The organism is Rhodovastum atsumiense, from assembly GCF_937425535.1.
Lineage (GTDB): Bacteria > Pseudomonadota > Alphaproteobacteria > Acetobacterales > Acetobacteraceae > Rhodovastum > Rhodovastum atsumiense.
In genome coordinates this window covers 3642689-3667747 of record NZ_OW485601.1, presented here as the reverse complement: position 1 = coordinate 3667747, position 25059 = coordinate 3642689, and the positions used below count along the sequence as shown (strand labels likewise).

General features: G+C 70.0%; 22 protein-coding genes and 2 riboswitches. Of the genes, 15 read left to right on the top strand and 7 right to left on the bottom strand.

The genetic code is table 11. The annotated features are described in order from the left end of the window. Positions 1–15 precede the first annotated feature (15 nt). Positions 16–588 carry a hypothetical protein gene (locus NBY65_RS16655; RefSeq protein ID WP_150044366.1) on the bottom strand — a complete coding sequence of 191 codons (573 nt, stop codon included), beginning with the start codon at positions 586–588 and terminating at the stop codon, positions 16–18. Positions 589–873: 285 nt separating this feature from the next. On the opposite strand from NBY65_RS16655, the gene NBY65_RS16650 reads away from it, so the two are divergent. The 11 genes from NBY65_RS16650 (at position 874) to NBY65_RS16600 (ending at position 11720) form a co-directional block, all read left to right on the top strand. Beyond that, entirely contained in the window at positions 874–3006 is a 2133-nt protein-coding gene (locus tag NBY65_RS16650) for a TonB-dependent siderophore receptor (protein ID WP_150044368.1), read from the top strand. Beyond that, on the top strand, positions 3006–3275 hold the full coding sequence (locus NBY65_RS16645) for a DUF3649 domain-containing protein (protein ID WP_150044370.1): 270 nt from the start codon (positions 3006–3008) through the stop codon (positions 3273–3275). The genes NBY65_RS16650 and NBY65_RS16645 overlap by 1 nt, the downstream gene beginning before the upstream one ends. After that, positions 3272–4792 (top strand): PepSY-associated TM helix domain-containing protein, encoded by a 1521-nt coding sequence (locus tag NBY65_RS16640; RefSeq protein ID WP_150044372.1) that lies wholly within the window; start codon positions 3272–3274, stop codon positions 4790–4792. The genes NBY65_RS16645 and NBY65_RS16640 overlap by 4 nt, the downstream gene beginning before the upstream one ends. Then, the gene (locus NBY65_RS16635) at positions 4792–5118 is read left to right on the top strand and encodes a DUF3325 family protein (protein ID WP_150044374.1); all 327 of its coding nucleotides are present in this window, start codon (positions 4792–4794) and stop codon (positions 5116–5118) included. The genes NBY65_RS16640 and NBY65_RS16635 overlap by 1 nt, the downstream gene beginning before the upstream one ends. Positions 5119–5207: 89 nt before the next feature. Further along, positions 5208–6236, top strand: a complete 1029-nt coding sequence (locus tag NBY65_RS16630) for a LacI family DNA-binding transcriptional regulator (protein ID WP_150044376.1) — start codon at positions 5208–5210, stop codon at positions 6234–6236. 5 nt (positions 6237–6241) lie between these two features. After that, entirely contained in the window at positions 6242–7246 is a 1005-nt protein-coding gene (locus NBY65_RS16625) for an ABC transporter substrate-binding protein (protein ID WP_150044378.1), read from the top strand. Positions 7247–7395: 149 nt separating this feature from the next. Next, on the top strand, positions 7396–8181 hold the full coding sequence (locus NBY65_RS16620; protein WP_239002872.1) for an ABC transporter permease: 786 nt from the start codon (positions 7396–7398) through the stop codon (positions 8179–8181). Beyond that, the gene (locus NBY65_RS16615; RefSeq protein WP_150042073.1) at positions 8178–8969 is read left to right on the top strand and encodes an ABC transporter permease; all 792 of its coding nucleotides are present in this window, start codon (positions 8178–8180) and stop codon (positions 8967–8969) included. The genes NBY65_RS16620 and NBY65_RS16615 overlap by 4 nt, the downstream gene beginning before the upstream one ends. 26 nt (positions 8970–8995) lie before the next feature. Next, a complete protein-coding gene (locus NBY65_RS16610; RefSeq protein WP_150042075.1) occupies positions 8996–10027 on the top strand; it encodes an ABC transporter ATP-binding protein in 1032 nt (343 codons plus the stop codon). Beyond that, positions 10024–10848 carry a phosphodiesterase gene (locus tag NBY65_RS16605; protein WP_239002865.1) on the top strand — a complete coding sequence of 275 codons (825 nt, stop codon included), beginning with the start codon at positions 10024–10026 and terminating at the stop codon, positions 10846–10848. The genes NBY65_RS16610 and NBY65_RS16605 overlap by 4 nt, the downstream gene beginning before the upstream one ends. Beyond that, the gene (locus tag NBY65_RS16600) at positions 10848–11720 is read left to right on the top strand and encodes an alpha/beta hydrolase family esterase (RefSeq protein ID WP_150042077.1); all 873 of its coding nucleotides are present in this window, start codon (positions 10848–10850) and stop codon (positions 11718–11720) included. Before NBY65_RS16605 ends, NBY65_RS16600 begins: the two co-directional genes overlap by 1 nt. Here NBY65_RS16600 and NBY65_RS16595 read toward each other — a convergent pair. Continuing rightward, on the bottom strand, positions 11717–12373 hold the full coding sequence (locus NBY65_RS16595) for a DsbA family protein (protein ID WP_162530643.1): 657 nt from the start codon (positions 12371–12373) through the stop codon (positions 11717–11719). The two genes, NBY65_RS16600 and NBY65_RS16595, sit on opposite strands and share 4 nt — an antisense overlap. A gap of 127 nt (positions 12374–12500) precedes the next feature. Between NBY65_RS16595 and NBY65_RS16590 the strand changes: the two genes are divergently transcribed. Next, entirely contained in the window at positions 12501–13901 is a 1401-nt protein-coding gene (locus tag NBY65_RS16590) for an ELWxxDGT repeat protein (protein WP_162530644.1), read from the top strand. Between the two features lie 289 nt (positions 13902–14190). After that, entirely contained in the window at positions 14191–14892 is a 702-nt protein-coding gene (locus tag NBY65_RS16585) for a hypothetical protein (RefSeq protein WP_150042082.1), read from the top strand. Positions 14893–14902: 10 nt separating this feature from the next. Here the strand turns inward: NBY65_RS16585 and NBY65_RS16580 are convergent, their stop codons facing one another. Then, positions 14903–15709, bottom strand: coding sequence for a methyltransferase domain-containing protein (locus NBY65_RS16580; RefSeq protein WP_150042084.1), 807 nt, complete (start codon positions 15707–15709; stop codon positions 14903–14905). A gap of 170 nt (positions 15710–15879) precedes the next feature. Next, the gene (locus tag NBY65_RS16575; protein ID WP_150042086.1) at positions 15880–16695 is read right to left on the bottom strand and encodes an AraC family transcriptional regulator; all 816 of its coding nucleotides are present in this window, start codon (positions 16693–16695) and stop codon (positions 15880–15882) included. A gap of 86 nt (positions 16696–16781) precedes the next feature. After that, positions 16782–17032: riboswitch (cobalamin riboswitch) on the top strand. Between the two features lie 133 nt (positions 17033–17165). Between NBY65_RS16575 and metE the strand changes: the two genes are divergently transcribed. Continuing rightward, positions 17166–19436, top strand: coding sequence for a 5-methyltetrahydropteroyltriglutamate--homocysteine S-methyltransferase (gene metE / locus NBY65_RS16570; protein WP_150042088.1), 2271 nt, complete (start codon positions 17166–17168; stop codon positions 19434–19436). A 46-nt stretch (positions 19437–19482) separates the two neighbouring features. Here the strand turns inward: metE and NBY65_RS16565 are convergent, their stop codons facing one another. Together NBY65_RS16565 and NBY65_RS16560 are read right to left on the bottom strand one after the other, a co-directional pair. Beyond that, on the bottom strand, positions 19483–20553 hold the full coding sequence (locus NBY65_RS16565) for a ribonucleotide-diphosphate reductase subunit beta (protein WP_250265686.1): 1071 nt from the start codon (positions 20551–20553) through the stop codon (positions 19483–19485). Continuing rightward, a complete protein-coding gene (locus NBY65_RS16560; RefSeq protein ID WP_239002866.1) occupies positions 20550–22958 on the bottom strand; it encodes a ribonucleoside-diphosphate reductase subunit alpha in 2409 nt (802 codons plus the stop codon). Before NBY65_RS16560 ends, NBY65_RS16565 begins: the two co-directional genes overlap by 4 nt. Before the next feature lie 107 nt (positions 22959–23065). Next, positions 23066–23263: riboswitch (cobalamin riboswitch) on the bottom strand. 130 nt (positions 23264–23393) lie between these two features. Between NBY65_RS16560 and NBY65_RS16555 the strand changes: the two genes are divergently transcribed. Further along, positions 23394–24302, top strand: coding sequence for a hypothetical protein (locus tag NBY65_RS16555; protein ID WP_150042092.1), 909 nt, complete (start codon positions 23394–23396; stop codon positions 24300–24302). Positions 24303–24304: 2 nt separating this feature from the next. Here the strand turns inward: NBY65_RS16555 and cybH are convergent, their stop codons facing one another. After that, the gene (gene cybH, locus NBY65_RS16550) at positions 24305–25042 is read right to left on the bottom strand and encodes a Ni/Fe-hydrogenase, b-type cytochrome subunit (RefSeq protein WP_150042093.1); all 738 of its coding nucleotides are present in this window, start codon (positions 25040–25042) and stop codon (positions 24305–24307) included. Positions 25043–25059 lie beyond the last annotated feature (17 nt).

Genomic DNA, 25059 nt, shown 5'->3' with positions numbered 1-25059 from the left:
GGCGGCGGCGCCCCCTCAGCGACGCCTGGCGGTATCCAGGCAGGGTTTGACGGCGGCCAGCAGGCGCTGCGCGTCCTCTGGCGAGATCCGCGCCTCGGCAGTCAGTCTCGGGCCGTTCGGCTTCGTGCTGGCCTGGTCCCACACCAGCGACGAGGGTACCAAACCCAACGAGGCGACCACATCGGCCAGCGCCTTCAGCTTCGGCGCATCGTTGCGCAGTGCGCCGTTCACGGCGAGGTGGAACATCCGCTCATCCCACCATCCGGAAGGCATGAACGCCGCCTCCCGGCCCGCCAAACTCCGCAGCGTGACCGATTTCGTCGTCGGCGCGGACGGTCCTTCGAAGTCGTCGAGCGGGAAAACCCGGCCGAGCGCAGCGGCGTCCGCAAGCTGGAGCTCCACCGAGAGCACCCCCGTGGACATCGCACCGCCGTTCTGCGTGCAACTGAACAGGACGCGGGCCGGGCGCGAGACCGCGCCAGCCCGGACCTGCGCGTCGACGGAGAGCCCCGCGGCGGAGGCCGGGGTGGAGGCGGCCGCGGCAACCGCGAGGACAGCGGCCGCGAGCGGAAGTCGGATGCGGTTCATGGGCTTTCTCCCCGAGGGCGGCTTCGGCGAAGGCACCGCGAGGCCATCCTACATCGTTGCCAAATCGCTGAGAACCGCGCCGTGGGTGTGGGGGATCTTCGCGCCACTTCGCCGAAGCGGCGTTTCCCTGGTTTCGTTGCAAATATCCCGAAGCATCCGGCCGGCCCCATGGGGTCGCGCAGCAATCCGGTGCGAATGCACGACGAATCGCGATGACGCGACTCCGGTATTGCAAATGATTCCTACTTGCATTAGCCGCTGCGGCGAACGCACGGAGGACCCCACATGCGCCTGGCGGCCCAGAGACGCCGTTTGGTTTCAGGACTGGCCGGCTGCGCCGCCGCGCTCGTCGCCCCACCCGCCTTTGCCGATCCGCTGGTCTTCGACCCCGTCAGTGTCGAGGGCACGCGCGAGACCGGCCGCGGCCCGGTCAGCGGCTACCAGGCCAACGTCGCCGCGACCGGCACCAAGACGGACACGCCGCTGCTGGAAACGCCACAGGCCATCAGCGTGATCACGCGCGACCGCATGGACGCGCAGAATGTCCGCAGCGTCACCGACGCGCTGCGCTACTCGGCCGGTGTCGGCGCCGACAATTACGGTGCCGACGTGCGTGGCTTCTACGGCTCGATCCGTGGCTTCACCCCCGACACCTATCTCGATGGCATGCGCCTGCCGCTGACGGTGACGGCGCAGAGCTACCAGCTCGAACCCTGGGGTCTGGAACGCATCGACGTGATCCGCGGCGCCAGCTCGGCGCTGTACGGCTCGGGCAATCTCGGTGGCCTCATCAACGGCGTCAGCAAGGTGCCGCGGCTGGATCAGGTCAACCAGGTGCAGATCCAGGGCGGGTCCTTCGATCGCATCCAGGGCGCCATCGATGTCGGCGGCAAGGTCAACGAAAGCGGCACGCTGCTGTGGCGGCTGAACGCGCTGGCCCGCGATTCCGGCACCGGCTACGACAACATCAAGAACAACCGCATCTTCGTTGCCCCCTCGCTGAGCTGGCAGCCGGACGCCGATACCACGGTGACGCTGCTGGCCAGCTACCAGCAGGACGACGGCGGCTCCTCCGCGCAGTTCCTGCCCGCCTCCGGCACCGTGCTGTACAACCCGGCCGTGCGGATCCCGCGCGACTTCCTCAACGGCGACAAGAATTACGACGTCTATTCCAAGCGGCAGATCGGCCTCGGCTATCTCGTCGAGCACCGCATGAGCGATGCCTGGACGCTGCGCCAGTCGATGCGCTTCACCCATATCGACCTCAATTACCGCAGCATCTACGGCGCCGGCCTGGCCAGCGGCAGTTCTGTGATGCTGAACCGCGTGGCGGCGCGCCAGCAGCCCACCATCAACACGGTGACGCTGGACACCCAGTCGGAAACGAAATTCGTCACCGGGCCGCTCGGGCACGACCTGCTGCTGGGCATCGACTACCGCCGCAACGTCCTGGTGACGCGCACCTCCAACGCCACCGGGCCGCAGCTTAATCTGCTGAACCCCGTCTACCTGCCGGTGACCTGGCCCTCGCTCGGGGCGAGCAGCGCCGTCGGCTCCACCCAGGTGCTGAGCCAGGTCGGGATCTACGCCCAGGACCAGCTCAGCCTGGGCAACTGGCGGCTGATCCTTACCGGGCGGCAGGACTTCGCCCAGAACGACACGCTGAACACCAAGACCGGCGTGCGCACCATCATCGACGACCAGGACTTCACCGGCCGCGTCGCGCTGCTCTACGCGGCGCCGTTCGGGGTCTCGCCCTATGTTTCCTACGCCACCTCGTTCCTGCCGCTGAGCGGCACGAATTTCTACGGCCAGACCTACAAGCCGCAGACCGGCGATCAGGTGGAGGTCGGGGTGAAATACCAGCCGCCCGGCACCAGCCTGCTGCTGACCGCGGCGCTGTACGACCTGCGCCAGCGCAACGTGCAGACGGTCGATCCGGCCAACGCGCTGAACACGGTGCAGACCGGCGAGATCCGCTCGCGCGGCATCGAGCTGGAAGCGGTGGGCGAGGTGCTGCCGCGGCTGAACGCCATCGCCTCCTTCACCTACCAGGAACCCGAAGTCACCAAAACCAATGTCGCCGCCCAGCTCAACAAGCGCCCGGCGGCGGTGCCGGAGCACATGGCCTCGCTCTGGCTGGACCGCAGCTTCGCGATCACCGAGGACATCAGCCTCGGCCTGGGCGGCGGCGTGCGCTACACCGGCAACACCGCGGGCGATGCCACCAACAGCTTCACCGTCCCCAGCTTCGTGCTGTTCGACATGCAGGTGCGGCTCGACCGCGGCAACTGGCGCCTGCAGGTGAACGGCACCAACCTTGCCGACAAGACCTATGTCGCGGCCTGCAGCGGCATCACCTCCTGCTCCTACGGAGTGGGACGCGCCGTGTTCGCAAGCCTCGGCTACCGGTGGTGATGACACTGCCACGCCGGGCGGAGATCCTGTCGCGCTGCGTGGCGGCGATCCTCGGCGGCTATGCGCTGGCCGCCACCCTCGCCGCCGCCTGCGCCGCCTTCCTGCCGCTGCCACGGGCCGAGGCGACGCTGGCGGGCATGCTGGCGAGCTTCGCCGTGCATGCCGGCGCGGTGATCTGGGTGTTCGCCGCCGCGTCTTCCTGGCAGGGCTGGGCGGGGCTGCTCGGCCTGACCGCGCCGCTGCTGCTGTTGCTGCTGGTCCTGCGATGAGGAACGGCTTCCGCCAGAGCATGGCCTGGCTGCATTCCTGGGGCGGCCTGTTCGCCGGCTGGATCCTGTTCGCCGTCTTCCTCACCGGCACCGTCAGCTATTACCGGCAGGAGATCTCCGCCTGGATGCGGCCGGAACTGCACCAGGGCGTGCCGCGCGCGGAGGCGGCGGAGCGGGCGGTCGAGTACCTGCAGCGCGTGGCCCCGCAGGCGCGCACATGGCTGATCGAACTGCCGGACGCCCGCACCCGGGCGCTGCGCGCGGGCTGGAGCCTGCGCGACGGCCCCGGCGGCTTCACCCTGGTCACGCTGGATGCCGCCGGGGACACGGTGCCGGTGCGCGAAACCCCGGGCGGCGACCTGTTCTACTACTTCCATTTCGACCTGCTGGTGGTGCCGTTCCGGCTGGGGCGCTGGCTGGTCAGCCTGTGCGCCCTGTTCATGCTGGTGGCGATCATCAGCGGCGTGATCGTGCATCGCCGCATCTTCGCCGATTTCTTCACCCTGCGCGCCAGCAAGGCCGGCCCGCGCGCCTGGCTGGACGGGCATAACCTCTCGGGCGTGCTGGCGCTGCCCTACCACCTGATGATCACCTATACCGGACTGGTCACCTTCGCGCTGATGCTGATGCCCTGGGGCGCCGATCTCGCCTATGGCGGCAACCGCGCCGCGTTCCAGGCCGAGATGTTCGGACAGATGCTTCCCGGCCCGAAGACCGGGCAGGATGCCACGTTGGCGGCGTTGCCGCCGCTGCTGGAACAGGCGGGCCGGCACTGGGGCGGCGGGCTGCCCGGCCGGATCACCGTGTTCAATCCCAACGACGCGGCCTCCCGCGTGCTGGTGGCGCGCGGCGACACCGACCGCATCGCCACCACGCGGCAGGCGATGCTGTTCGACGGCCATACCGGGGCGCTGCTCGCCGCCCGCGATGCCGAGGGCGCGGTGGAACGGGTCTGGGGCACGATGTACGGGCTGCATCTCGGCCGCTTCGCCTCGCCATCGTTGCGGGCGCTGTTCTTCCTCTCCGGGCTGGCCGGCACCGCCATGGTGGCGACCGGGCTGGTGCTGTGGACGGCCAAGCGCCGCGGCCGCGCGCCGGACCGGCTGGCGCGGGTGGCGGAGGTCCTGAACATCGCCAGCATCGCCGGGCTGCCGGTGGCCATGCTGGCGCTGCTCTGGGCCAACCGGCTGCTGCCGGTCGGGCTGCCGCAGCGGGCGCTCTGGGAATTCCGCAGCTTCTTCGGGGCCTGGGTGCTCTGCCTGCTGCTCGCCGCGCTGCTGCCGCGCCGCCTGGGCTGGCGCAGCCTGTTCGCCGCCGCCGGGCTGCTCGCCGCCGGGCTGCCGGTGCTGAACGCGCTGACCACCGACGCGCATCTCGCCGTGACGCTGCGGCAGGGCGACTGGGCGCTGGCCGGGATCGACCTGACGGTGCTCGCCTGTGCGCCGGCCTTCGCCGCGCTGGCCTGGGCCGCCGGACGCCGCAGGCCGGCTCCCGCCGTCGCCGCGAGGGCCGGCTGATGGTGATGCTGGCCCTGGCCTTGGCCCATGCCGGCTTCATCGGGCTGGCGCTGGCGATGGACCGTCATGCCGCCCGGATCCCGCTCATTCCGCCCATGCCGGGATCGGCGCGGTGGCCGTTGCGGCTGACGGGGCTGGCGCTGCTGTTGGCATCGGGCTGGCTCAGCCTGCTGGGCTGGGGAACCGGCCCCGGCAGCGCCGGCTGGTTCGGCCTGTTGACCCTGGCCGGGCTGCTGCTGGCGCTCGGACTGGCGCTGTGGCCGCGGCAGGTCGCGGTCATCGCCCTGCTGCTGCTCACGCTCGGCCTGATGCTGGTGGACGATTGAAGATCGGCGCGGGGAATGCCCCCGCAATGATCATGTAAACGTTTTCGCACTGTCCCGGAACTGTAACACTCCGCCTGTAGACGGGGCGCATGGATCGCCCGCCGCCCCGTCCCACCCTGCACGACGTCGCCGCCCGCGCCGGCGTCTCGATCGCGACGGTCTCGCGCGTGCTCAACGGCAGCAGCCCGACCCGCCCGGAAACCGAGGCGCGGGTGCGCGCGGCGATCCGTGGGCTCGGCTTCCGCCCCAACCGCACCGGACGGGAACTGCGGGTCGGCCAGAGCCACACCGTCGGCGTGCTGCTGCCCAGCCTCTCCAACCCGATCTTCGCCGACAGCGTCAGCGGCATCCAGGACGCCGCCCGCGCCGAAGGCTGGTCGGTGCTGATCGCCTCCAGCCGCTACGACGCCGGGCGCGAGCACGAGGCGGTGGAGGGCCTGCTCTCCCACCGCGTCGGCGGGCTGATCCTGACCGTGGCCGAGGCCGATGCCAGCCCCACCCTGGACGCGCTGGACGCCGAGGGGCTGCGCTACGTCCTGCTCTACAACCAGCCCACCCGGCCCGACCGCGCCTTCGTCAGCATCGACAACGTCGCCGCCGGCCGTGACGCCGCGCGGGCGCTGGTCGCACAGGGCCATCGCCGCCTTGGCATGGTGGCCGGACGCTTCGACGCCTCCGACCGGTCCCGGCTGCGCCATGCCGGCTTCGCCGCCGCGCTGGCCGAAGCCGGACTGCCCCCGGGGCAGGTGCTGGAAATCGGCTTCGACGACAGCGCGGCCACCGACGCGCTGCGTGCCGCGCTCGCCCGCCCCGACCGGCCCACCGGCCTGTTCTGTTCCACCGACCTGCTGGCGCTGCGCAGCATCGCCGTGCTGCGCGATCTCGGGCTGCGGGTCCCGTGCGACGTCTCGGTGATCGGCCTGGACGGCATCGCGGTCGGCGCGCTGACCGCGCCGAGCCTCGCCAGCATCGCCCAGCCCGCCCACGAGATGGGCCGGCGCGCCTTCCACCACCTGCTGCGCTGCGTCGGCGCCGACGCCCCGGCGGAGCACATCCTGCTGCCGCATCGCCTGCGGCCCGGGTCCTCGCTCGGTGCCGCGCCCCCTTCCCAGGAGTGACCCCCATGCTGAGACGAACCCTGCTGGCGCTCGCCGCCACGGCCGCGCTGGCCAGCGGCCCGGCCTACGCCGAGGAAACCGCGATCTGCTACAACTGCCCACCGGAATGGGCGGACTGGGCCGGGCAACTGAAGGCTTTCAAGCAGGCCACCGGCATCACCGTGCCCTTCGACAACAAGAACAGCGGCCAGGCGGTCGCGGCGGCGCTGGCCGAGCGCGCCAGGCCGGTCGCCGACGTGCTGTATCTCGGCGGGCAGGTCGGCATCCAGGCCAAGGAAGCCGGGCTCACCCAGCCCTTCAAGCCGGTTGGCTTCGACGCCATCCCGGCCGGGCTCAAGGATCCGGACGGGTCCTGGTTCGCCATCCACAGCGGCACGCTCGGCTTCTTCGTCAACACGGCGGCGCTGGGCGGCAAGCCGGCCCCGCAATCCTGGGCCGACCTGCTGAAGCCGGATTACCGGGGCATGGTCGGATACCTCGACCCCTCATCCGCCGCCGTCGGCTTCGTCGGCGCCACCGCGGTGAATCTCGCGCTGGGCGGCAGCTATGCCGACTACACGCCGGCCATCGAATACTTCAGGAAGCTGGCGAAGAACGATCCGATCGTGCCGAAGCAGACGTCCTACGCGCGGGTGCTGTCGGGCGAGATCCCCATCCTGCTCGACTACGACTTCAACGCCTACCGCGCCAAATACACCGACAAGGCGCCGGTGGCCTTCATCATCCCGCGCGAAGGCAGCGTCACCTTTCCCTACGTGATGGCGCTGGTGGCGAACGCGCCGCACGCGGCCAACGGCAAGAAGCTGCTGGACTTCGTGCTGTCCGACAAGGGACAGGCGCTGTGGGCCGCGGCCTACCTGCGGCCGGTGCGGGCATCGGCGTTGTCGCCGGAACTGGCGGCCCGGTTCCTGCCGGCCAGCGACTATGCGCGGGCAAGGCCGCTGGATCTGGCGGCGTTGACGGCGGCGCAGAAGGGGTTCTCCGAACGCTACCTGCGCGAGGTGCGCTGATGCCGGGGCGCTGCCCCGGACCCTGCCAGGAGGCTTCGCCTCCTGGACCTCCACCAAGGGCTTCGCCCTTGGAACCCGCCGCGCAGCGCACCTGGGGTGCAGGGGCCTTGTGGCCCCTGCCGGGTCCAGGGCAGAGCCCTGGCCTTCTCTTGCTTCTGCTGCTTCCTGCCCTGCTGATCTTCGCAGCGTTCTTCATCTGGCCGATGCTCTGCCTGGTCGCTGCCAGCGGAGAAGGCGTGGCCGGCTACTGGCAGGCGCTGACGGATGCGCGGCACCTGGCAAGTCTCGGCGCGACGGTGCTGCTCTCCGCCGTCGTGACCGTGGTGACGCTGGCCATCGGCGGGATCTGCGGATTTTTCCTGGCGCGCAACCGCTTCCCGTTCCGGTCGCTGCTGGTGTCCCTGCTGACGCTGCCGCTGGCGTTTCCCGGCGTGGTGGTCGGCTTCATGGTGATCATGCTGGCCGGGCGGCAAGGCCTGATCGGCCAGCTCAGCACGGCGCTCGGCGGCGGGAGGGTGGTGTTCGCCTATTCGATGGCCGGGCTGTTCCTCGGCTATGTGTATTTCTCCATCCCGCGCGTGGTGCTGACGGTGATGGCGGCGGCCGAGGTGCTGGATGCGCAGCTGGAAGAAGCCGCGCGCAGCCTGGGCGCCGCGCCGGCGCAGGTGGTCCGTGACGTGGTGCTGCCGGGATTGCGCCCGGCGCTGATCTCCGCCGGCGCGATCACCTTCGCCACCGCCATGGGGGCCTTCGGCACCGCCTTCGCGCTGGCCACCCGCATCGATGTGCTGCCCATGGTGATCTATACTGAATTCACGCTGAACAGCGATCTCGCCGCCGCGGCGGCACTGAGCCTGTTGCTGGGGCTGGTGACCTGGGGGGTGCTGGCGCTCGCGCGCAGTGCCGGCGGCCCAAGCGTGGCGGCCGGCGGATGAGCACGCCCCGTTTTCCCCGTAGCACCGGGTTCTGGCTGCAACTCGTGCTGACGCTGCTGGTGTCGGCCTTCCTGATCGCGCCGATGCTGGTCTCGGTGCTGGCCGGGCTGACGCGCAACGCCTTCCAGGGGCTCGGCAGCGGGCTGACGCTGCGCTGGGTGGCGCAGGTGCTGGACAGCTACCTGCCGGCGATCCTGCTGTCGGTGCAACTGGCGCTGCTGTGCCTGGCGGTAACGCTGCTGGTGGGCGTGCCGGCCGCCTATGCGCTGGCGCGCCTGAAGGGCCGCGCCGCGCGGCTGATCGAGGAAGCGCTGGTACTGCCGGTGGCGGTGCCGGGGCTCGCCACCGGGCTGGCGCTGGTGATCGCCTATAACGGCTGGGGCGGCTTCCGGCAGAGCATCTGGTTCATCCTGGCCGGGCATGTGCTGTTCACCCTGCCCTTCATGCTGCGCCCGGTGCTCGCGGTGATGGCCGCGTCCGATCTGCGCACGCTGGAGGAAGGCGCGGCCAGCCTGGGCGCCGGCTTCTTCCGCCGCTTCTTCGACGTGGTGCTGCCGAATTGCCGCCCCGGCATCCTCGCCGGGTCGCTGGCGGTGGTAACGCTGTCGATGGGCGAGTTCAACCTGACCTGGCTGCTGCACACGCCGACCACACAGACGCTGCCGGTGGGTCTGGCGGATGCGTACGCCTCGCTGCGTCTGGAGGTCGGCAGCGCCTATACGCTGGTGTTCTTCGTGCTGATCGTGCCCCTGCTGGTGGCGCTGCAACGGCCGGGGCTGCGGTCTTGATCCCCTTATTTGTTCAGTGAAATCGGATGACGGTTCCCATTCACCTCTCTGGCTGCGCCAAGAGCTTCGCCGCGCACCGCGTGCTCGATCCGGTCGACCTGGAGATCCGGGCCGGCGAAACGCTGGTGTTGCTCGGCCCCTCCGGCTGCGGCAAGACCACGTTGCTGCGCCTGATCGCCGGGCTGGAGCATCCCGATCCGGGCGGGCGCGTGGTGTTCGGCAAGCGCGACGTGACGGCATTGCCGGTGGAACGCCGCAACGTCGGCATGGTGTTCCAGAGCTACGCCCTGTTCCCGAACATGACGGTGGCCGGCAATGTCGGCTATGGCCTGAAGATCCGGAAGCTGCCCGCGCGCGAGCGGGAAGCCCGGGTCTGGGAGATGCTGACGCTGATGCGCATCGGCGAGCTGGCCAACCGCCCGGTGAGCGCGCTGTCGGGCGGGCAGCGGCAGCGCGTGGCGCTGGCGCGGGCGATCGCGGTGGCGCCGGACGTGCTGCTGCTGGACGAGCCGCTGACCGCGCTCGATGCCAAGCTGCGCGATGCGCTGCGCGTGGAGATCGACACGCTGCTGCGCTCGCTCGGCATTACCACGGTCTATGTCACGCATGACCAGGCCGAGGCGATGGCGCTGGCCGACCGGCTGGTGGTGATGGACCGGGGCCGCATCGCCCAGGTGGGCACGCCGCGCGAAATCTGGTTCCATCCCGCCGACCGGTTCGTCGCCGGGTTCATCGGCGCCACCACGGCGCTGGCGGGCCAGGTGGCGCAGGGACGGCTGTCGGTCGCGGGGTTGGACCTGCCCTGGGAGGGGCCGGACGGTGCGGTGCAGGTGATGCTGCGCCCGCATGCGACGCGGCTGACCAGCGGCCCGGATGGCGTGGTCGCGACGGTGCGGGCGGCGCAGTTCCTGGGCGACCGCACCCGGCTGACACTGGCCTTGTCCGATGCCACGCTGCTCTCGGTCGACGCGGACGCCACGCAGGCCGCCGCGCCGGGCGGCCGCGTGCGGCTGACCTTCGATCCCGCTGCCCTGATTGTCCTGCCCGGAGGCGAATGACGATGATCCTCGTGCAACTGACCGATCTGCACATCAAGCCGCCGGGGCGCCGCGCCTATCGGGAGGTGGATACCGCCGCCTGCCTCGACGCGGTGATCGACGACCTGCAGGCGCTGCCGTTCCGTCCGGACGTGGTGCTGCTGACCGGCGACCTGACCGATGCGGGGCTGGAAGAGGAATACGCGCTGCTGCGGCAGAAGCTGGCGCGGATCGACCTGCCGCTGTTCCTGATGCCCGGCAACCACGACCTGCGCGCCAACCTGCGCGCGGCCTTCCCGGAGCATGCGTATCTCGGCGTGGGGGACGGGCCGGTCCACTACACGGTGGAAACTTTTCCGTTGCGGCTGATCGCGCTGGACAGCGTGGTGCCCGGCGAGGGCGGCGGCGCACTGGGGGCGGAGCAACTCGCCTGGCTCGACGCGAGGCTGTCGGAGCAGCCACAGCGGCCGACGCTGGTGGCGCTGCATCATGCGCCCTTCGTCACCGGCATCGGGCACATGGACGAGATCGGGCTTGCCGATGCCGCCGCGCTGGCGGAGGTGATCGGCCGGCATCCGCAGGTGGAGCGCGTGGTGGCGGGGCACCTGCACCGGCCGATCCAGGCGCGCTGGGCCGGCACGCTGGCCTCCACCGCGCCATCGACGGCGCATCAGGTGACGCTGGACCTGCGCGCCGAGGCGCCCTCGACGTTCTTCCTGGAGCCGCCGGGCTATCAGTTGCACTGGTTCACCCCGGCGACCGGCGTGATCAGCCACACCGCGACGGTGGGGCGCTGGCCGGGTCCCTTCCCCTTCTTCGACGGCGACACGCTGATCGACTGATGCGCGCCGGTGCCGTCCTTCTGGCGCTGCTGGCGCTGGCCGGCTGCGCCACGGGGGGCGGCCGGGTCGGCGTGGTTTCCGGTGGCACGACGCGGTCCTACATGCTGGTAGCCCCGCCCGCCGCGGATGATGCGCCACGTCCGCTGGTGATCGCGCTGCATGGCTGGCTCGGCTCGCCGGAGCAGATGGCGCGGATGTCCGGCCTGTCCGCCGCCGCCGCGCGGTACGGCTTCGTCGTGGCCTATCCGCGGGGCGAATGGCATGCCTGGGCGATGGAGCCGGCCAGCCGCCGCGGTGCCGCCGACGCTGCCTTCCTGGCGCAGGTGGTGGCGGAGGTCTCCGCCGTGGTGCCGATCGCGCCATCGCGCATCTATGCCGTCGGCTTTTCCAGTGGCGGCTTCATGGCGCAGGCGCTTGCCTGTTCCGGGCGGGTGCGGCTGGCTGGGCTGGCCGTGGTGGCTTCCGGGCTTCCCGTGCCGGCCGCGACGGGATGCGTCCCGGGTACGGGGGTGCCGTTCCTGCTGATCCAGGGCAGCGCCGACCCGATCGTGCCGATGCGCGGCATCGACACGCAGGACAGGCGCATCCTGCCGACATGGGACACGCTGGGCTTCTGGGCGGCGCGGAACCAATGCCAGGGCCTCGACCACGCGGCAGGCGCGGGCATTCGGCGCACGATCGGCCGAGCCTGCCGGGACGGCGACACCGAAGCCTGGATCATCGACGGCGCCGGGCATGGCTGGCCCGGCAGCAGCTTCGCCTATCCGGCATTCCTGGCCGGCCCCAGGGCCACCACACCCGATGCGACATCGATCCTGCTCGACTTCCTGCTGCGGCAGAGGGCCGGGCCAAACCCCGTCCGGGTTCGTTAACTTTCCGCAGCGTCACGTGCGTGCCGTTGCACCGCCTCGATGACCCAATCGACGCGGTCCTTGCCGAAGAAGCGCTCGCCCGCCACCAGCACGGTCGGCACGCCGGGACAGGCATGGGCGTCGAAGTCGCGCAGCGCCGCGCTGGCTTCCTCCCCCGCGGTGTCCTCCGCCGCCGCGGCCAGCAGGGCGTCGCCGTCCAGCCCGGCCTGACATGCGGCCCGGCGAATGGTCTCGGGCTCGTTCACGTCGAGCCCCTCCACCCAGGCCGCCGCGAACAGCGCCGCGTCGATCGCCTCGCGCCGGTCCGGTGGCGTGGCGTAATAGGCGCGGGCCGGCAATTCCTCGCGCTGGAACGGGAATCGCAGCCAGCGCGCCGCACGTTCGGCGAACAGCTCCGGCGGCGGATAGTGGAACGGGATGGCGTGGCGATCCGCCCAGCGGCGGCAGTCCTCGCGGTTGTAGGAGCCGGCATTGCGGTTCTCCCGGCCGCCGAGCATCTCCGCAACCAGCACGCCCCGACTGCGCGGAACGAAAATCGGGTGACGCACGAGCACGGCGCCCGTCACCCCCGCCAGGGCGCGCCGTAGCAGCACCGTGCCGAGATAGGCATTGGGCGAGTGATAGATGGTGTAGCTGTGCACGGCGATCATCATGGCGGACAGCTTATGCCGTTCCGGCCCGCCTGTCCCGCGACACGACCGGCGCGCGCGCATGTGAATGGCATACCAACGCACTCGCTCGACGCATCGGCTATGCAGGGGCACCAGCGGAGGACAAGCCATGAGCGACCGCGCACCTCGACACGATTCGAACGTGCTGGGACTGGGAAAGGGACGGAAGCTGCTCTTTTACGCCTACGACACGGTTCATGGTGAGGAGCCGTGGGTTTCCGACGGCACCAGCGCCGGCACGCATCTTCTGCAGGATGCCAACATCCCCAACCCGCCCCGGCTGCAGGCCCCCAGAGGGTTTTTCCCGTTCGACGGGCATGCGCTCTTCCTGGCGGAAGACGGCCTGCATGGCATCGAGCCCTGGATCACCGACGGCACCAGCGCCGGGACGCACCTGCTCAAGGATATCTGGCCCGGCCCGCGCATTCCCCTTTACATGGGGGATGGACCGGGCGGCAGCAGCCCCGGGGCATTTTTCGCTCTCCGGGACGGGCGCGTGTTGTTCAATGCCGATGACGGCACGCACGGCCGCGAGCTCTGGGTGACCGATGGCACCGGGCGAGGCACCACCCTGCTGAAGGACCTCAACCCGGGGGCCGGAAGCGGCACGCCCTCCGGCTTCGTCGCAATTGGCCACGGGAAGGTGCTGTTCGGCGCCAAGGACGGCACGCATGGCCGCGAGCTGTGGGTCACCGACGGCACCGGCCGCGGCACGCGACTTCTCAAGGACATCAACGGAGGAGCTGCTGCAAGCGATCCGGACGGATTCTTCCGGCTGGACCGTGACCACGTGCTGTTCGCCGCGACGGACGGCACGCACGGGCGCGAACTATGGGGTTCGGACGGCACCGCGCACGGCACCCATCTGGTACGTGACATCAATCCGAGCAACCCTGGATCTTCCAGTCCCGAGGGCTTCTGTTTCCTCGGCTGCGGCAAGGCAGTCTTCCGCGCGGATGACGGCCGGCATGGCGCCGAACTCTGGATCACCGACGGCACTGCGGCAGGAACCCGCCTGCTGAAGGACATCAACCCCGGAGGGGCCGGCAGCACTCCCTCGGGCCTCGTGCAACTGGGGCAAGGGCGCGTGCTGTTCACCGCCGATGACGGCGTGCATGGCCGCGAATTCTGGCTCACCGATGGAACGGCAACCGGCACCAGATTGCTGAAGGATACGCAACCCGGCCCCGGCGGCGTCTACAACTCCGCCATCACGGCTCTCGGGACGGGCCGCGCGCTGTTCGTGGCCAATAATGGCGAGCATCCCAGCGTTCCCTGGGTCACCGATGGCACGACCGCGGGCACGCATGCCCTGGGCGACGTCATCATCGATTTCGGCACGTTCTTGCCGGTCGGGCACGGGCGGGCGTTGTTCACCGGCTACGAGGCGGCCACCGGAGTGCAGCCATGGATCACCGACGGCACCCAGGCGGGAACGCATATGGCGAACGACCTCATCCCGCTTTCCGGTCAGGCCAGCGGCGCCAACACCTTCGCATGGCTTTCATGATGCATGCACCATCGATGATGGCAGGATTGATTTCAATATTCATCCTTCAACCAAAGAGCTTTTTGCATATAATTCTAATATAATGATGATACGGAATCACCAGTTTATCAAATGCTGAAAATACAACCGCCTGGACGCACTACTTCGTGACCAACTTTCAATGGCAGCATTTCCATGCATCCTGTAATGTACTTCCCATGGATCAGCCCAGTGACGGCCAGCGCGGCTCCGGATTCCCGTAGCGGCCCGGAGGCTTGCGCGCTCCGTTCCATGGAAGGAGACGGCAGCCATGCGTGCCAGACTGCTCCCCGGCTTCGCCGTTCTCGTCCTGGCGGCGGGCAGTGCCCTGCCCGGACAGGCCGCCGAGCAATGCCTGCAGGCCGCCGAGAAGACCGCGTTCGAGGTGCGGGCGTTGCAGAGCCAGTTGATGGTTGCTGCCCTCACCTGCGGGCAGCAGGACGACTACAATGCCTTCGTCCAGCGCTCCCAGCCGGTGCTGATGGGCGCCTACCAGCAGATCGCGGCGCATTTCGAGCGCCTCTATGGCGGGGCCGGCGAAGAGCAGCGCGATGCGTATCTCTCCGAACTGGCCAATGTCCAGTCGCAGGACATGGCGCGGCGCGGCAACCTGTTCTGCCGCAGCATGACGGGCTTTTTCCAGCAGGCGCTGATGCTGCGCAGCCCTGAGGAGATGGCACGCTTCGTCAACATGCAGCACGTGGCCAACCCCTACGCGTTGCCGGGCTGTGGCAGCACCGGCTACGCAACGCGCAACAGCGGCTACGGGCGTGACCGCGAGGTCGCCGTCGCGTCGGGCAGCACGGCCGCCTATGCCTGGGCCGCCCCGGCCACGGATGCTGCCCCCGCCGGGCGGGATGCGGACACCTATCGCCTGGAGGCCCGGCTCAGCGAAGTCACCCGCGCCAACGAGCAGTTGCAGCGCCGCATCGACGCCCTGGAAAGCGCGTTGTACGGGCGGCAGTCACGATAACTGCCGCGCGTCACGTCCTGCGGCCCACCGCCTTGAAGAACGTATAGCAGAACACGCCATCGGTGGCGGTGGTGCGGTGCAACGCCCGGATGCCCGCGTCGAAGGTCGGCGCGTCGGTGAGTCCCGCCATGATCGCTGCCGTCTTCACACCTGCGATCATGGCGATGAAGGTCCGCCGGATGAAGCCCTCCACCAGGGCCGGCCGACTGGCATCCACGTAGACCAGACGCGGGGAAACCGAGACATCCCGCAGGTCGGCTTCGCGCAGCAATGGGTACAGCCGCCGGCCGATGCAGGCATCGCCGCCGGTCGCGCGCTGCAGGTCCATCAGGCAGCGGATCGCCGCCCGCGCCGCGTCATCGTCAGGATGGAACAGGGCGGATTCGTGATCGCCCTCGATCACCGTGAGGCTGCCGCCCGGCCGCAGCACGCGCCGCAACTCCGCGAGCGCCAGGTCCGGCCGGGGCAGGTGCTCGAGGACGAAGCAGACGAAGGCGTGGTCGAAGCTGGCCTCGGCGAAGGGCAGCGCGCACAGGTCGGCCCGGTGGAAGCGCACCCCGTCCAGCCCGGCCGCGAGGGCGCGCGCTTCGGCTTCGCGCAGGGATGACGCCGCGATGTCGACGCAGGTGATGCGTGCGTCCGGGCTGCGGCGCGCGAGGGCCACGGTCTGCGCGCCGACCCCGCACCCGGCTTCCAGCACCTCGCTGCCGGCGGGAAAGCAGGTATCGCCGTGCAGCAGGTCTTCCAGCGTGCCGGCCTGATCCCGCAGGCGGGTGCTTTCGGACGCGTCGTAGCGATGGACGTAGGTATCGTGCATGGCCGGTTCCTTGCCGCTGTCGCGTCCAGGCTGGCGCCGCGAGGCAATGGCGTCTTGAACAGGATTGCAGGTGGGGGTGTAGGGCGGACGCAGGTCCGCCAACGCAAGCCAGCCACCTCGCGGAGCGTTGCGATGGCGGATTGCGCTGCGCTTATCCGCCCTACGCGTGCTTACCGCATCACGGCGGCCCGATAGCGTGCCGGAGTCACGCCGAACTGGCGCACGAAGGCGCGGGTCATATGGCTCTGGTCGGCAAAGCCGGCAGCGGCAGCGGCCTCCGCGGGGGCCAACCCGGTCTTCAGCAACTGCCGCGCCAGCCCGACGCGACGCTGCAGCAGATAGGCGTAGGGTGTGATGCCAACGTCCCGCACGAAGCCGCGCAGCAACTGGAAGCGGCTCACGCCGGCAAGCGCGGCCAGCTCCGCCAGCGATGCCGGCTGGTCCGGTGCAGCATCCAGCCGGCGCAGGGCCAGGCGGATGCAGGGCGGCGGCTCGCGGCGTGGCGGACGGCGCGCACCGTGCCGCCGCAGCAGCAGCGCCAGGGTCCGCAGCATTTCTTCCTCGACGGCGAGGCGATCCGGCGCCGGCGCGGTGATCGCCGCGAACAGGCGCGCGAACCGCCCGGCCAGTCGCGTGTCGCGCAGCACCGGCCGAGTGATCTCGACGGGATGGAGGATTTCGTCGTGCAGGGCGCGGGCGAGCACCGGCGGATCGAAGTACAGCATCCGCCAGTGCCGCCCCCGTGCGTCCATTGGCACGCCGTCGTGCATCTCGCCGGGATTGACGGTGATGATGTCGCCGGGACCGGCCTCGACCGGGCCGATGCCGCTCCAGGAGCGCTGCGCGCCGGTGCTCAGCACGCCGAGGCCGAACTGGTCATGGGCGTGGCGCGGGAAGGCCCGGTCGGACGCCAGCGTCACCGCCTCGACGCCCGGGTACGCCGAACCGTGAGGCTGCACATGATGCGTGCCACGCTCGCGGGGCATAAGCTGCGTCCTCGGCTGCGGTCCGCTTCTACGGCCGCCGGGGCCGGGGCGGCAAGCGCCTGACTTGCCCATCCTTCCCGTCGGGGATATCAGGGAGATGCGATGGTCCCGCGCGAGCGGGTGAAAAGGGAACGCCGTGCGCCCCGGCCGGACCGTTGGTCCGGGGGCAAGTCGGCGGCTGCCCCCGCAACTGTCAGCGGCGTAGCGCTGGCCCGTCCGCCCCGGCAGCGGGGCGGGTCACTGAGCCCGGAAGGGCTCGGGAAGACGGGGCCGGTGGCACCGGGGAATGCCCCCGACCGTCGCGAGCCAGGAGACCTGCCATCGCGGCACCAACCATGCCGCCGGGCGGGGTGCACCGGAGGCAGGAGAAGACCATTGTCCACCGCCTCCGGCGCCGCGTGGCGCCAGACCCGCGCGCCTGCGTGCCATCTCCCCGTGTCCCCGGCCAGCTTCCCGGCATGGAGGCAGGCATGACCATCGCGAGCAATCTCGGCTTCCCCCGGATCGGCCACCGCCGCGAGCTGAAGGCCGCGCTGGAACGCCACTGGGCAGGCGAACTGGACGCGCCCGGCCTCGCCGCGATCGGCCGCGACCTGCGCGCACGCCACTGGAAGCTGCAGGGCGGCCACGGCATCAGCCATGTGCCTTCCGGCGAATTCTCCTTCTACGACCATGTGCTCGACACCGCCTGCATGCTGGGCGCGATCCCGCCCGGCTATGGCTGGTCGGACGGGCCGGTGTCGCCGGCCACGTATTTCGCGCTCGCCCGCGGCGCGCAGGGCCTGCCGGCGCTGGAAATGACCAAGTGGTTCGACACCAACTACCACTACCTGGTGCCGCGCCTGCACGGCGGGCAGCGCTTCGCCCTGACCGAAAACCGGCCGCTCGCGCAGTTCCGCGAGGCGGCGTCCTTGCCGTTGCGCACGCGCCCGGTGCTGCTCGGGCCGGTGAGCTTCCTGATGCTCGGCAAGACCACCGACGGCAGCGATCCGCTCGACCTGCTGGACGGGGTGCTGCCGGTCTATGCGCGGATCCTGCGCGAACTGGCCGAGGCGAACGTCGCCTGGGTGCAGATCGACGAACCGGTGCTGGCGCTCGACCTGCCGCAGCGGGCGAAGGCCGCGCTCGGACATGCCTACGCCGTGCTGCACCAGGGGCCGGCGCCGGAAATCCTGCTCGCCAGCTATTTCGGCCCGCTCGGCGACACCCTCGCCACCGCCGCGGCGCTGCCGGTCGCGGCGCTGCATCTCGACCTCGTGCGCGGCGCGACGGATCTCGACGCGGCGCTCGCGGCCCTGCCGGCCGAACGCTGGCTCTCGCTCGGCGTGGTGGACGGGCGCAACGTGTGGCGCAACGACCTGCGCGCCACGCTCGGCCTGCTGCGACGGGTCGCGGACCGGCGCGGCACGAGGCGGCTGATGGTGGCGCCTTCCTGCAGCCTGCTGCACGTGCCGCTCGACCTGCGCCAGGAAACCCGCCTCGATCCCGAGGTGAAGGGCTGGCTTGCCTTCGCCGAACAGAAGCTCGACGAAGTCGCCGCGCTGGCGCGTGGCCTCGACGAAGGCGACGCGGCGATCGCGGCGCAGCTCGCGGCCAGCGATGCCGCTGTCCGTGCCCGCCGCGCCAGCACGGCCGCCCATCGGGCGGAGGTGCGGGAGCGGCTCGCCGCGGCGGTGCCGGAGATGGAGACGCGCGCCAGCCCCTTCCCGCAGCGCCAGGCGGCGCAACGCCACCGGCTCGGCCTGCCGCCCTTCCCGACGACCACCATCGGCTCCTTCCCGCAGACGGCGGAGGTGCGGCGGGCGCGAGCCGCGCTCGGCCGCGGCGAACTCACCGCCGATGCCTATGAGCGGCGGGTGGAAGGCTGGATCGCCGAGGCGGTGCGCTGGCAGGAGGACACCGGCCTCGACGTGCTGGTGCATGGCGAGTTCGAGCGCAACGACATGGTGAAGTACTTCGCCGAGCAGCTCGACGGCTATGCCTTCACGCAGCATGGCTGGGTGCAGTCCTATGGCAGCCGCTGCGTGGCCCCGCCGATCCTGTGGGGGGATGTGTCGCGGCCGCGCCCGATGACGCTGCGCTGGTCGGCCTACGCGCAGTCGCTGACGCGGCGGCCGATGAAGGGCATGCTCACCGGGCCGGTGACGATGCTGCAATGGTCCTTCGTCCGCGACGACCTGCCGCGCGAGACGGTGTGCCGGCAGATCGCGCTGGCGCTGCGCGACGAGGTGCTCGACCTGGAGACGGCCGGCATCCCGGTCATCCAGATCGACGAGCCGGCGTTCCGCGAGGGCCTGCCGTTGCGCCGCGCAGAGCGGGCGGCGTATCTGCGCTGGGCGATCGCCTGCTTCCGCCTGGCTGCCGGCGGCGTGCGCGACGAGACGCAGATCCACACCCACATGTGCTACAGCGAGTTCAACGACATCATCGACGCCATCGCGGCGATGGATGCCGACGTGATCTCGATCGAGACCACGCGCAGCGACATGGAGCTGCTGCGCGTGTTCGCCGATTTCGCCTACCCGAACGAGATCGGGCCGGGGGTGTGGGACATCCACAGCCCCCGGGTGCCGTCGCCCGAGGAGATGGCGACGCTGCTCCAGCACGCCACGGCGGCGATTCCGCCTGACCGGCTGTGGGTCAATCCCGATTGCGGGCTGAAGACGCGCGGCTGGACGGAAGTGCGGGCGGCGCTGGCCAACCTGGTCGCGGCGGCCCGGACGCTGCGCGCGGCGACATAGGCGCGGGGCGCGCTGGCCGGAAACGGCCAGCGCGTCCTTGCCCGCATCAATCCCAGGCGAGCGCGCCGCCGTTCTGGTATTCGGTCACGCGGGTCTCGAAGAAGTTCTTCTCCTTCATCAGGTCCATGGTCTCGCTCATCCAGGGGAAGGGATTGGCGGCCTCGGCGAAGACCGGGGCAAGGCCGAGCTGGGCGCAGCGGCGATTGGCGATGAAATGCATGTACTGGGCGCATAGCTCCGCATTGAGCCCGAGCAGGCCATGGGGCATGGTGTCCCGCCCATAGGCCGCCTCCAGCGCCGCCGCCTCCGCCAGCATGCCCCGCACCTCGTCCTGGAACGCCCTGGTCCAGAGATGCGGGTTCTCGTGCCGGATCTGGTTGATGACGTCGATGCCGAAATTGAGATGGATGCTCTCGTCGCGCAGGATGTACTGGTACTGCCCGGCGATGCCCACCATCCTGTTGCGCCGGCCGAGCGAGAGGATCTGCGCGAAGCCGGTGTAGAACCACATGCCCTCGAACACCACGTAGAAGGCCACGAGATCGCGCAGGAAATCCTGGTCGGCCGCCGGCGTCCCGGTCCGGAAGGCGGGATCGGACAGGGCGCGGGTGTGCCGCAGCGCCCAGGCCGCCTTGTCGGTGATCGAGGGCACTTCCCGGTACATGTTGAACAGCTCGCCGCCGTCGAGGCCGAGGCTCTCGACGATGTACTGGAAGCAATGGGTGTGCACCGCTTCCTCGAAGGCCTGGCGCAGCAGGTATTGCCGGCATTCCGGATTGGCAAGCTGGCGGTAGACGGCGAGCACGATGTTGTTCGCCACCAGGCTCTCCGAGGCGGCGAAGAACCCCAGGTTCCGCCGCACCATGCGCCGTTCTTCCGCGGTCAGGCCGTCACGCGACTTCCACAGGGCGATGTCGGCCTGCATGGAGACCTCGGTCGGCATCCAGTGGTTGTTGCAGGCGGCGAGGTATTTCTCCCAGGCCCATCGATACTTCATGGGCAGGAGCTGGTTGACGTCGGCGCGGGCGTTGAGCAGGCGCTTCTCGTCCACCCGCACCCGGCCGCCGGAGCGGTCGATCTCGCCAAGCCCGGTGGCATCGTGGGCGGGCGCGTTCATTGGCATACCTCGCAGGCCGCATCGGCGATGCTGCAGGCGGGCACGGCGTTGAGCCGGCCATCGGTGCCGGCCAGCGTCGATTTCTCCACCTGCGTGGCGGCACGGGCGCGCAGGTAGTAGGTGGTCTTGAGCCCCATCCGCCAGGCGAGCCGGTACAGCGCGTCGAGCTGCCGGCCGGATGGCCGCGCCATGTAGAGGTTCAGCGATTGCGCCTGGTCGATCCATTTCTGCCGCCGCGCCGCGGCGCGGACCAGCCAGTCCGGCGCGATCTCGAAGGCGGTGGCATAGAGCGCCCGCAGATCCTCCGGGATGCGGTCGATCGCCCCCACCATGCCGTCATGCCGCTTGAGGTCGGCGATCATCGCCGCGTCCCACAGCCCGCGCGCCTTGAGGTCGCGGACGAGACGGGCGTTCACCACGGTGAAGTCGCCGGACATGTTGGCCTTCACATGAAGCTGGCTGAAGGCGGGCTCGATCGAGGGCGAGACGCCGACGATATTGGCGATGGTGGCGGTGGGGGCGATGGCCAGGACGTTGGAATGACGCATGCCCACGGCCTGCACCCGCGCGCGCAGCGCATCCCAGTCCAGGGTCGTGCCGTGGTCGAGCCGCACGTCGCCGTCACGCGCCGCCGCCAGCAGATGCAGGCTGTCGATGGGCAGGATGCCGCGCGACCACAGCGAGCCTTCGAACGAGGCGTAGCGTCCGCGCTCGGCGGCCAGCTCCACCGAGGCGTCGATGGCGAAATAGCTGATGGCTTCCATGGAGGTGTCGGCGAAGTCCACCGCCGCCTCGGAGGCGGTGGGCAGGCGCAGCGTCTCCAGCGCGTCCTGGAAGCCCATCAGGCCGAGGCCGACCGGGCGATGGCGCAGATTGGACCGGCGTGCCTCGGGGATGGAATAAAGGTTGATGTCGATGACGTTGTCCAGCATGCGCATGGCGGTCCGCACCGTGCGGGCGAGCCGGTCGCGGTCGAGCCCGTCGGCGGTGACGTGGGCGGCGAGGTTGACGGAGCCGAGATTGCACACCGCCACCTCGCCGGCACTCGTGTTGAGGGTGATCTCGGTGCACAGATTGGAGGAATGCACGACGCCCGCATGCTGCTGCGGCGATCGCAGGTTGCAGGCATCCTTGAAGGTGATCCAGGGATGGCCGGTCTCGTACAGCATGGTCAGCATGCGCCGCCACAGATCCACCGCCTTCACGGTCCGGAACACCCTGATCCCGCCGCGCGCCGCCTTCGCCTCGTACGTCTCGTAGGCGATCCTGAAGTCGTGGCCGCAGAGATCGTGCAGGTCCGGCACCTCGTCGGGGGAGAACAGCGTCCAGTCGGCCCCGGCCTCCACCCGCTGCATGAACAGGTCGGGGATCCAGTTGGCCGTGTTCATGTCGTGGGTACGGCGGCGGTCGTCGCCGGTGTTCTTGCGCAGGTCGAGGAATTCCTCGATGTCGATGTGCCAGGTCTCCAGGTAGGCGCAGACCGCGCCCTTGCGCTTGCCGCCCTGGTTCACCGCGATGGCGGTGTCGTTCGCCACCTTCAGGAACGGCACCACCCCCTGGCTCTGGCCGTTGGTGCCCCGGATATGCGCGCCCAGCCCGCGCACCTGGGTCCAGTCATTGCCGAGCCCGCCGGAATACTTCGCGAGCAGCGCGTTGTCGCGGATCGCCTTGAAGATGCCGTCGAGGTCGTCCGCCACCGTGGTGAGGAAGCAGGAGGAAAGCTGCGGCCGCCGCGTGCCGGCATTGAAGAGGGTCGGGGTCGAGACCATGAAATCGAAGGAGGACAGCAGCTCGTAGAAGGCGATGGCCCGTGCGTCCCGGTCCTCCTCCCGCAGCGCGAGCCCCATGGCGACGCGCATGAAGAAGGCCTGTGGCAATTCGATGCGGGTGCCGCGGACATGCAGGACATAGCGGTCGTACAGCGTCTGCAGGCCCAGGTAATCGAAATTCAGGTCCCGTTCCGGCCGCAGCGCCGCGCCCAGGCGACCAAGATCGAAGCGCCCGAGTTCGGGATCGAGCAACCCGGCGGCGATGCCGGCCTGCACAAAGGCCGGGAAATACGTGGGATAGCGGGCCGCCATCTCGTCCTGGCCGGGCCGGTCCGGCCGGCCGGACAGGAAACTCAGCGCCTCGCACCGCAGCCGGTCGGCGAGCAGCCGCGCCGCCACCTGGGCATAGGCCGGCTCGGTCTCGACGAGCGTGCGGGCGGCGAGGATCGGCGCCAGCGCCGCTTCGTCCGGCGTGATCCCGTCATGCAGGTCGCGCCATGTCCCGGCCAGCACGGCCTCGGCGGAGACACCCTCAAGCCCGGCGCAGGCATCCCGCACCAGGGCGACGAGCCGGGCGGCATCGGCGGGCGGCAGGCGCGGTGGCGCCGATCGGTCGTGCTGGGTGGAGACGAACATGCGGCGTGAACCCCTTGTGATCTGGGGGCAGGGACCGGGCGGCCGCATGGGACGGCGACGCCGCGCAGGCGTGCCGGGGATGCGGTCCACCGGGGCACCCCGCCCGAGGACGTACGGCTGTCGCGGCAGGTCTCCTGGCTCGCGGGTCCCGGCTTCGGCCCGTCTTCCCAAGGCCGTGCGGCCCCAGTGACATGGATGGGCGGAAGCTCGCCGCTGACAGTTGCGGGGGCAGCGCCGGCCTCGCACCGGCTTCCCTCTTAGCCCTCGATCTTGCGATGCGAGGGACCGTGACACCTATATATAGGGGAATGCCGGCGATTCGTGTCAATATATAGGGCTGCCCGCGCGTCACGGCGGCGCCGCGCGCCGGCGGGGCGAGCCATCCCGCCGGCCCGGGCGTATGACTCCGTCACCGATGTCCAGGGAGCCACGCCGATGCTGCGTGCACGTCTGTCAGGTCTTGCCGGCCGGATGCGGCCGCGGCTGCTGGTGATGATCCCGCTGCTGGCGCTGCTGCTGGCGGCGGCGTCGGGCGGGATTGACCGCACCGTCGACCGGTTCGTGACCCCGCTCGCACCCGAGCAGGCGCGGCAGATCCTGCAACGCACCCAGCTCGCGGCGGGACTGGCCTACGTGACCGTGCGCGCGCTCGGGCGGGTGGTGGGGGTGGCGTCCTCGACCACGGTCAACGCCAATGTCGGGGCACTGGTCAATGGCGGCGCCAGCATCGAGATCGGCAACATCCTGCGCCCCTTCGAGCAATTGCTCGACAGCTTCGCCGACGTGCTGATGGCCAGCCTGGTCTGCGTCACCATCCAGCTGGTGCTGGTGGACGTGCTGGACAGCTTCGCCCTGCCCTGGGTGCTGTCGATCGGGCTCGGCGTGCTGGCGGCCGCCATCCTGACCGGCGCGACGCGGGGGAGCGGGCTGCGGCGACTCGCGCAGGTGCTGATCGCCAGCGCGTTGCTCGGCAAGCTGCTGTTGCCGGTCAGCCTGCAGGCGACCGAGGCGCTGTCGCAGCGGTTCCTGCGTGACCGCGCCGCCCAGGCCGAGCTGACCCTGAACGCCACCCAGGCCGAGCTGACCGCGGCGATGCCGCGCCTCGCCGAGGGGGCGGCCCGACCATGGTACGACCCGCGCCGCCTCACCGACGGGCTGGGCGCGCTCTCGCCGGACCGCCTGGCCGACTCCTTCAGCCGCCTTGCCGCCAGCGTCGAACATGCGGTGGAGGCGAGCCTGACCTGGATGGCGGTGTTCGTTCTGCAGACCGTGGTGTTTCCGCTCACGGTCGCGGGGGCTTCGGTGTGGCTGGTCCGCGCGGCGCTGCGGCGGCGCAGGCCATAGGTTCAATCGTTGCGGTCGTCGCGGAACTGGCGCTCCCCCGAGATCATGGTGGCGATCATCGTCTGGCGGGACATGATTTCCTCGCGCACCGACGCATAGACATGGATGATCGTGAAAATCACGATCATCCACAGACCCAGATGATGCAGCGTGTGCACGTCCTGGCTCGGCAGAACGTCAAGCAGCGTCCCGAAGACGACGTATTCCCAGCTGTCGCGCCCGGTGCCCTCGGAATACAGCGCGAACCCGGTCACGATCATGCCGATCGTGCCGAGCGTCATCGCGAAGAACATCGTGATCTGCGCCAGCGGATTGTGGCCGAGGTATTTCTTCGGCTCGTCCACGAGAAACAGATACCACTTCGCCTCCCACACCACGCCGCGCCACCACGCGCGCTCCCAGACCGGGAGATGGAAGATCTGCCGTGAATGGCGGTTGCCGACGAAGCCCCAGTAGATCCGAAATAGGAATGAAATCGCCAGCACGTAGCCGGACACGAAATGGGTGAAGCGGATATAGCCGAACAGGAAGTTGGCGCTGGCCTCGCCCGGCAGCGTGGGCGGCGGCGAGGCGATCAGGTAGCCGGTCGCGACCAGCACCATCATCGCCAGGGCATGCACCCAGTGCCAGGCCCGCACCGCCGCCTCGTAGACGTAGATGGTCGAGCGTCCGTTCGAACGATCCGTCGGGTCAAGGTCGACCACCCCGCGGAAGCGGGTGGTGCGCGAAAACTCGTCCATGGTTCCCCCCTTGGATG

Excerpts from the sequence above, each read along its gene's own strand:
- NBY65_RS16630 (WP_150044376.1), top strand. The coding sequence starts at position 5,208 with ATGGATCGCCCGCCGCCCCGTCCCACCCTGCACGACGTCGCCGCCCGC.
- NBY65_RS16650 (WP_150044368.1), top strand. The coding sequence starts at position 874 with ATGCGCCTGGCGGCCCAGAGACGCCGTTTGGTTTCAGGACTGGCCGGC.
- NBY65_RS16575 (WP_150042086.1), bottom strand. The coding sequence starts at position 16,695 with ATGCCCCGCGAGCGTGGCACGCATCATGTGCAGCCTCACGGTTCGGCG.
- NBY65_RS16555 (WP_150042092.1), top strand. The coding sequence starts at position 23,394 with ATGCTGCGTGCACGTCTGTCAGGTCTTGCCGGCCGGATGCGGCCGCGG.
- NBY65_RS16615 (WP_150042073.1), top strand. The coding sequence starts at position 8,178 with ATGAGCACGCCCCGTTTTCCCCGTAGCACCGGGTTCTGGCTGCAACTC.
- NBY65_RS16595 (WP_162530643.1), bottom strand. The coding sequence starts at position 12,373 with ATGATGATCGCCGTGCACAGCTACACCATCTATCACTCGCCCAATGCC.
- NBY65_RS16565 (WP_250265686.1), bottom strand. The coding sequence starts at position 20,553 with ATGAACGCGCCCGCCCACGATGCCACCGGGCTTGGCGAGATCGACCGC.
- NBY65_RS16585 (WP_150042082.1), top strand. The coding sequence starts at position 14,191 with ATGCGTGCCAGACTGCTCCCCGGCTTCGCCGTTCTCGTCCTGGCGGCG.
- metE (WP_150042088.1), top strand. The coding sequence starts at position 17,166 with ATGACCATCGCGAGCAATCTCGGCTTCCCCCGGATCGGCCACCGCCGC.
- NBY65_RS16640 (WP_150044372.1), top strand. The coding sequence starts at position 3,272 with ATGAGGAACGGCTTCCGCCAGAGCATGGCCTGGCTGCATTCCTGGGGC.
- NBY65_RS16560 (WP_239002866.1), bottom strand. The coding sequence starts at position 22,958 with ATGTTCGTCTCCACCCAGCACGACCGATCGGCGCCACCGCGCCTGCCG.
- NBY65_RS16610 (WP_150042075.1), top strand. The coding sequence starts at position 8,996 with ATGACGGTTCCCATTCACCTCTCTGGCTGCGCCAAGAGCTTCGCCGCG.
- NBY65_RS16645 (WP_150044370.1), top strand. The coding sequence starts at position 3,006 with ATGACACTGCCACGCCGGGCGGAGATCCTGTCGCGCTGCGTGGCGGCG.
- NBY65_RS16655 (WP_150044366.1), bottom strand. The coding sequence starts at position 588 with ATGAACCGCATCCGACTTCCGCTCGCGGCCGCTGTCCTCGCGGTTGCC.
- NBY65_RS16580 (WP_150042084.1), bottom strand. The coding sequence starts at position 15,709 with ATGCACGATACCTACGTCCATCGCTACGACGCGTCCGAAAGCACCCGC.
- NBY65_RS16605 (WP_239002865.1), top strand. The coding sequence starts at position 10,024 with ATGACGATGATCCTCGTGCAACTGACCGATCTGCACATCAAGCCGCCG.
- NBY65_RS16600 (WP_150042077.1), top strand. The coding sequence starts at position 10,848 with ATGCGCGCCGGTGCCGTCCTTCTGGCGCTGCTGGCGCTGGCCGGCTGC.
- cybH (WP_150042093.1), bottom strand. The coding sequence starts at position 25,042 with ATGGACGAGTTTTCGCGCACCACCCGCTTCCGCGGGGTGGTCGACCTT.
- NBY65_RS16590 (WP_162530644.1), top strand. The coding sequence starts at position 12,501 with ATGAGCGACCGCGCACCTCGACACGATTCGAACGTGCTGGGACTGGGA.
- NBY65_RS16625 (WP_150044378.1), top strand. The coding sequence starts at position 6,242 with ATGCTGAGACGAACCCTGCTGGCGCTCGCCGCCACGGCCGCGCTGGCC.
- NBY65_RS16635 (WP_150044374.1), top strand. The coding sequence starts at position 4,792 with ATGGTGATGCTGGCCCTGGCCTTGGCCCATGCCGGCTTCATCGGGCTG.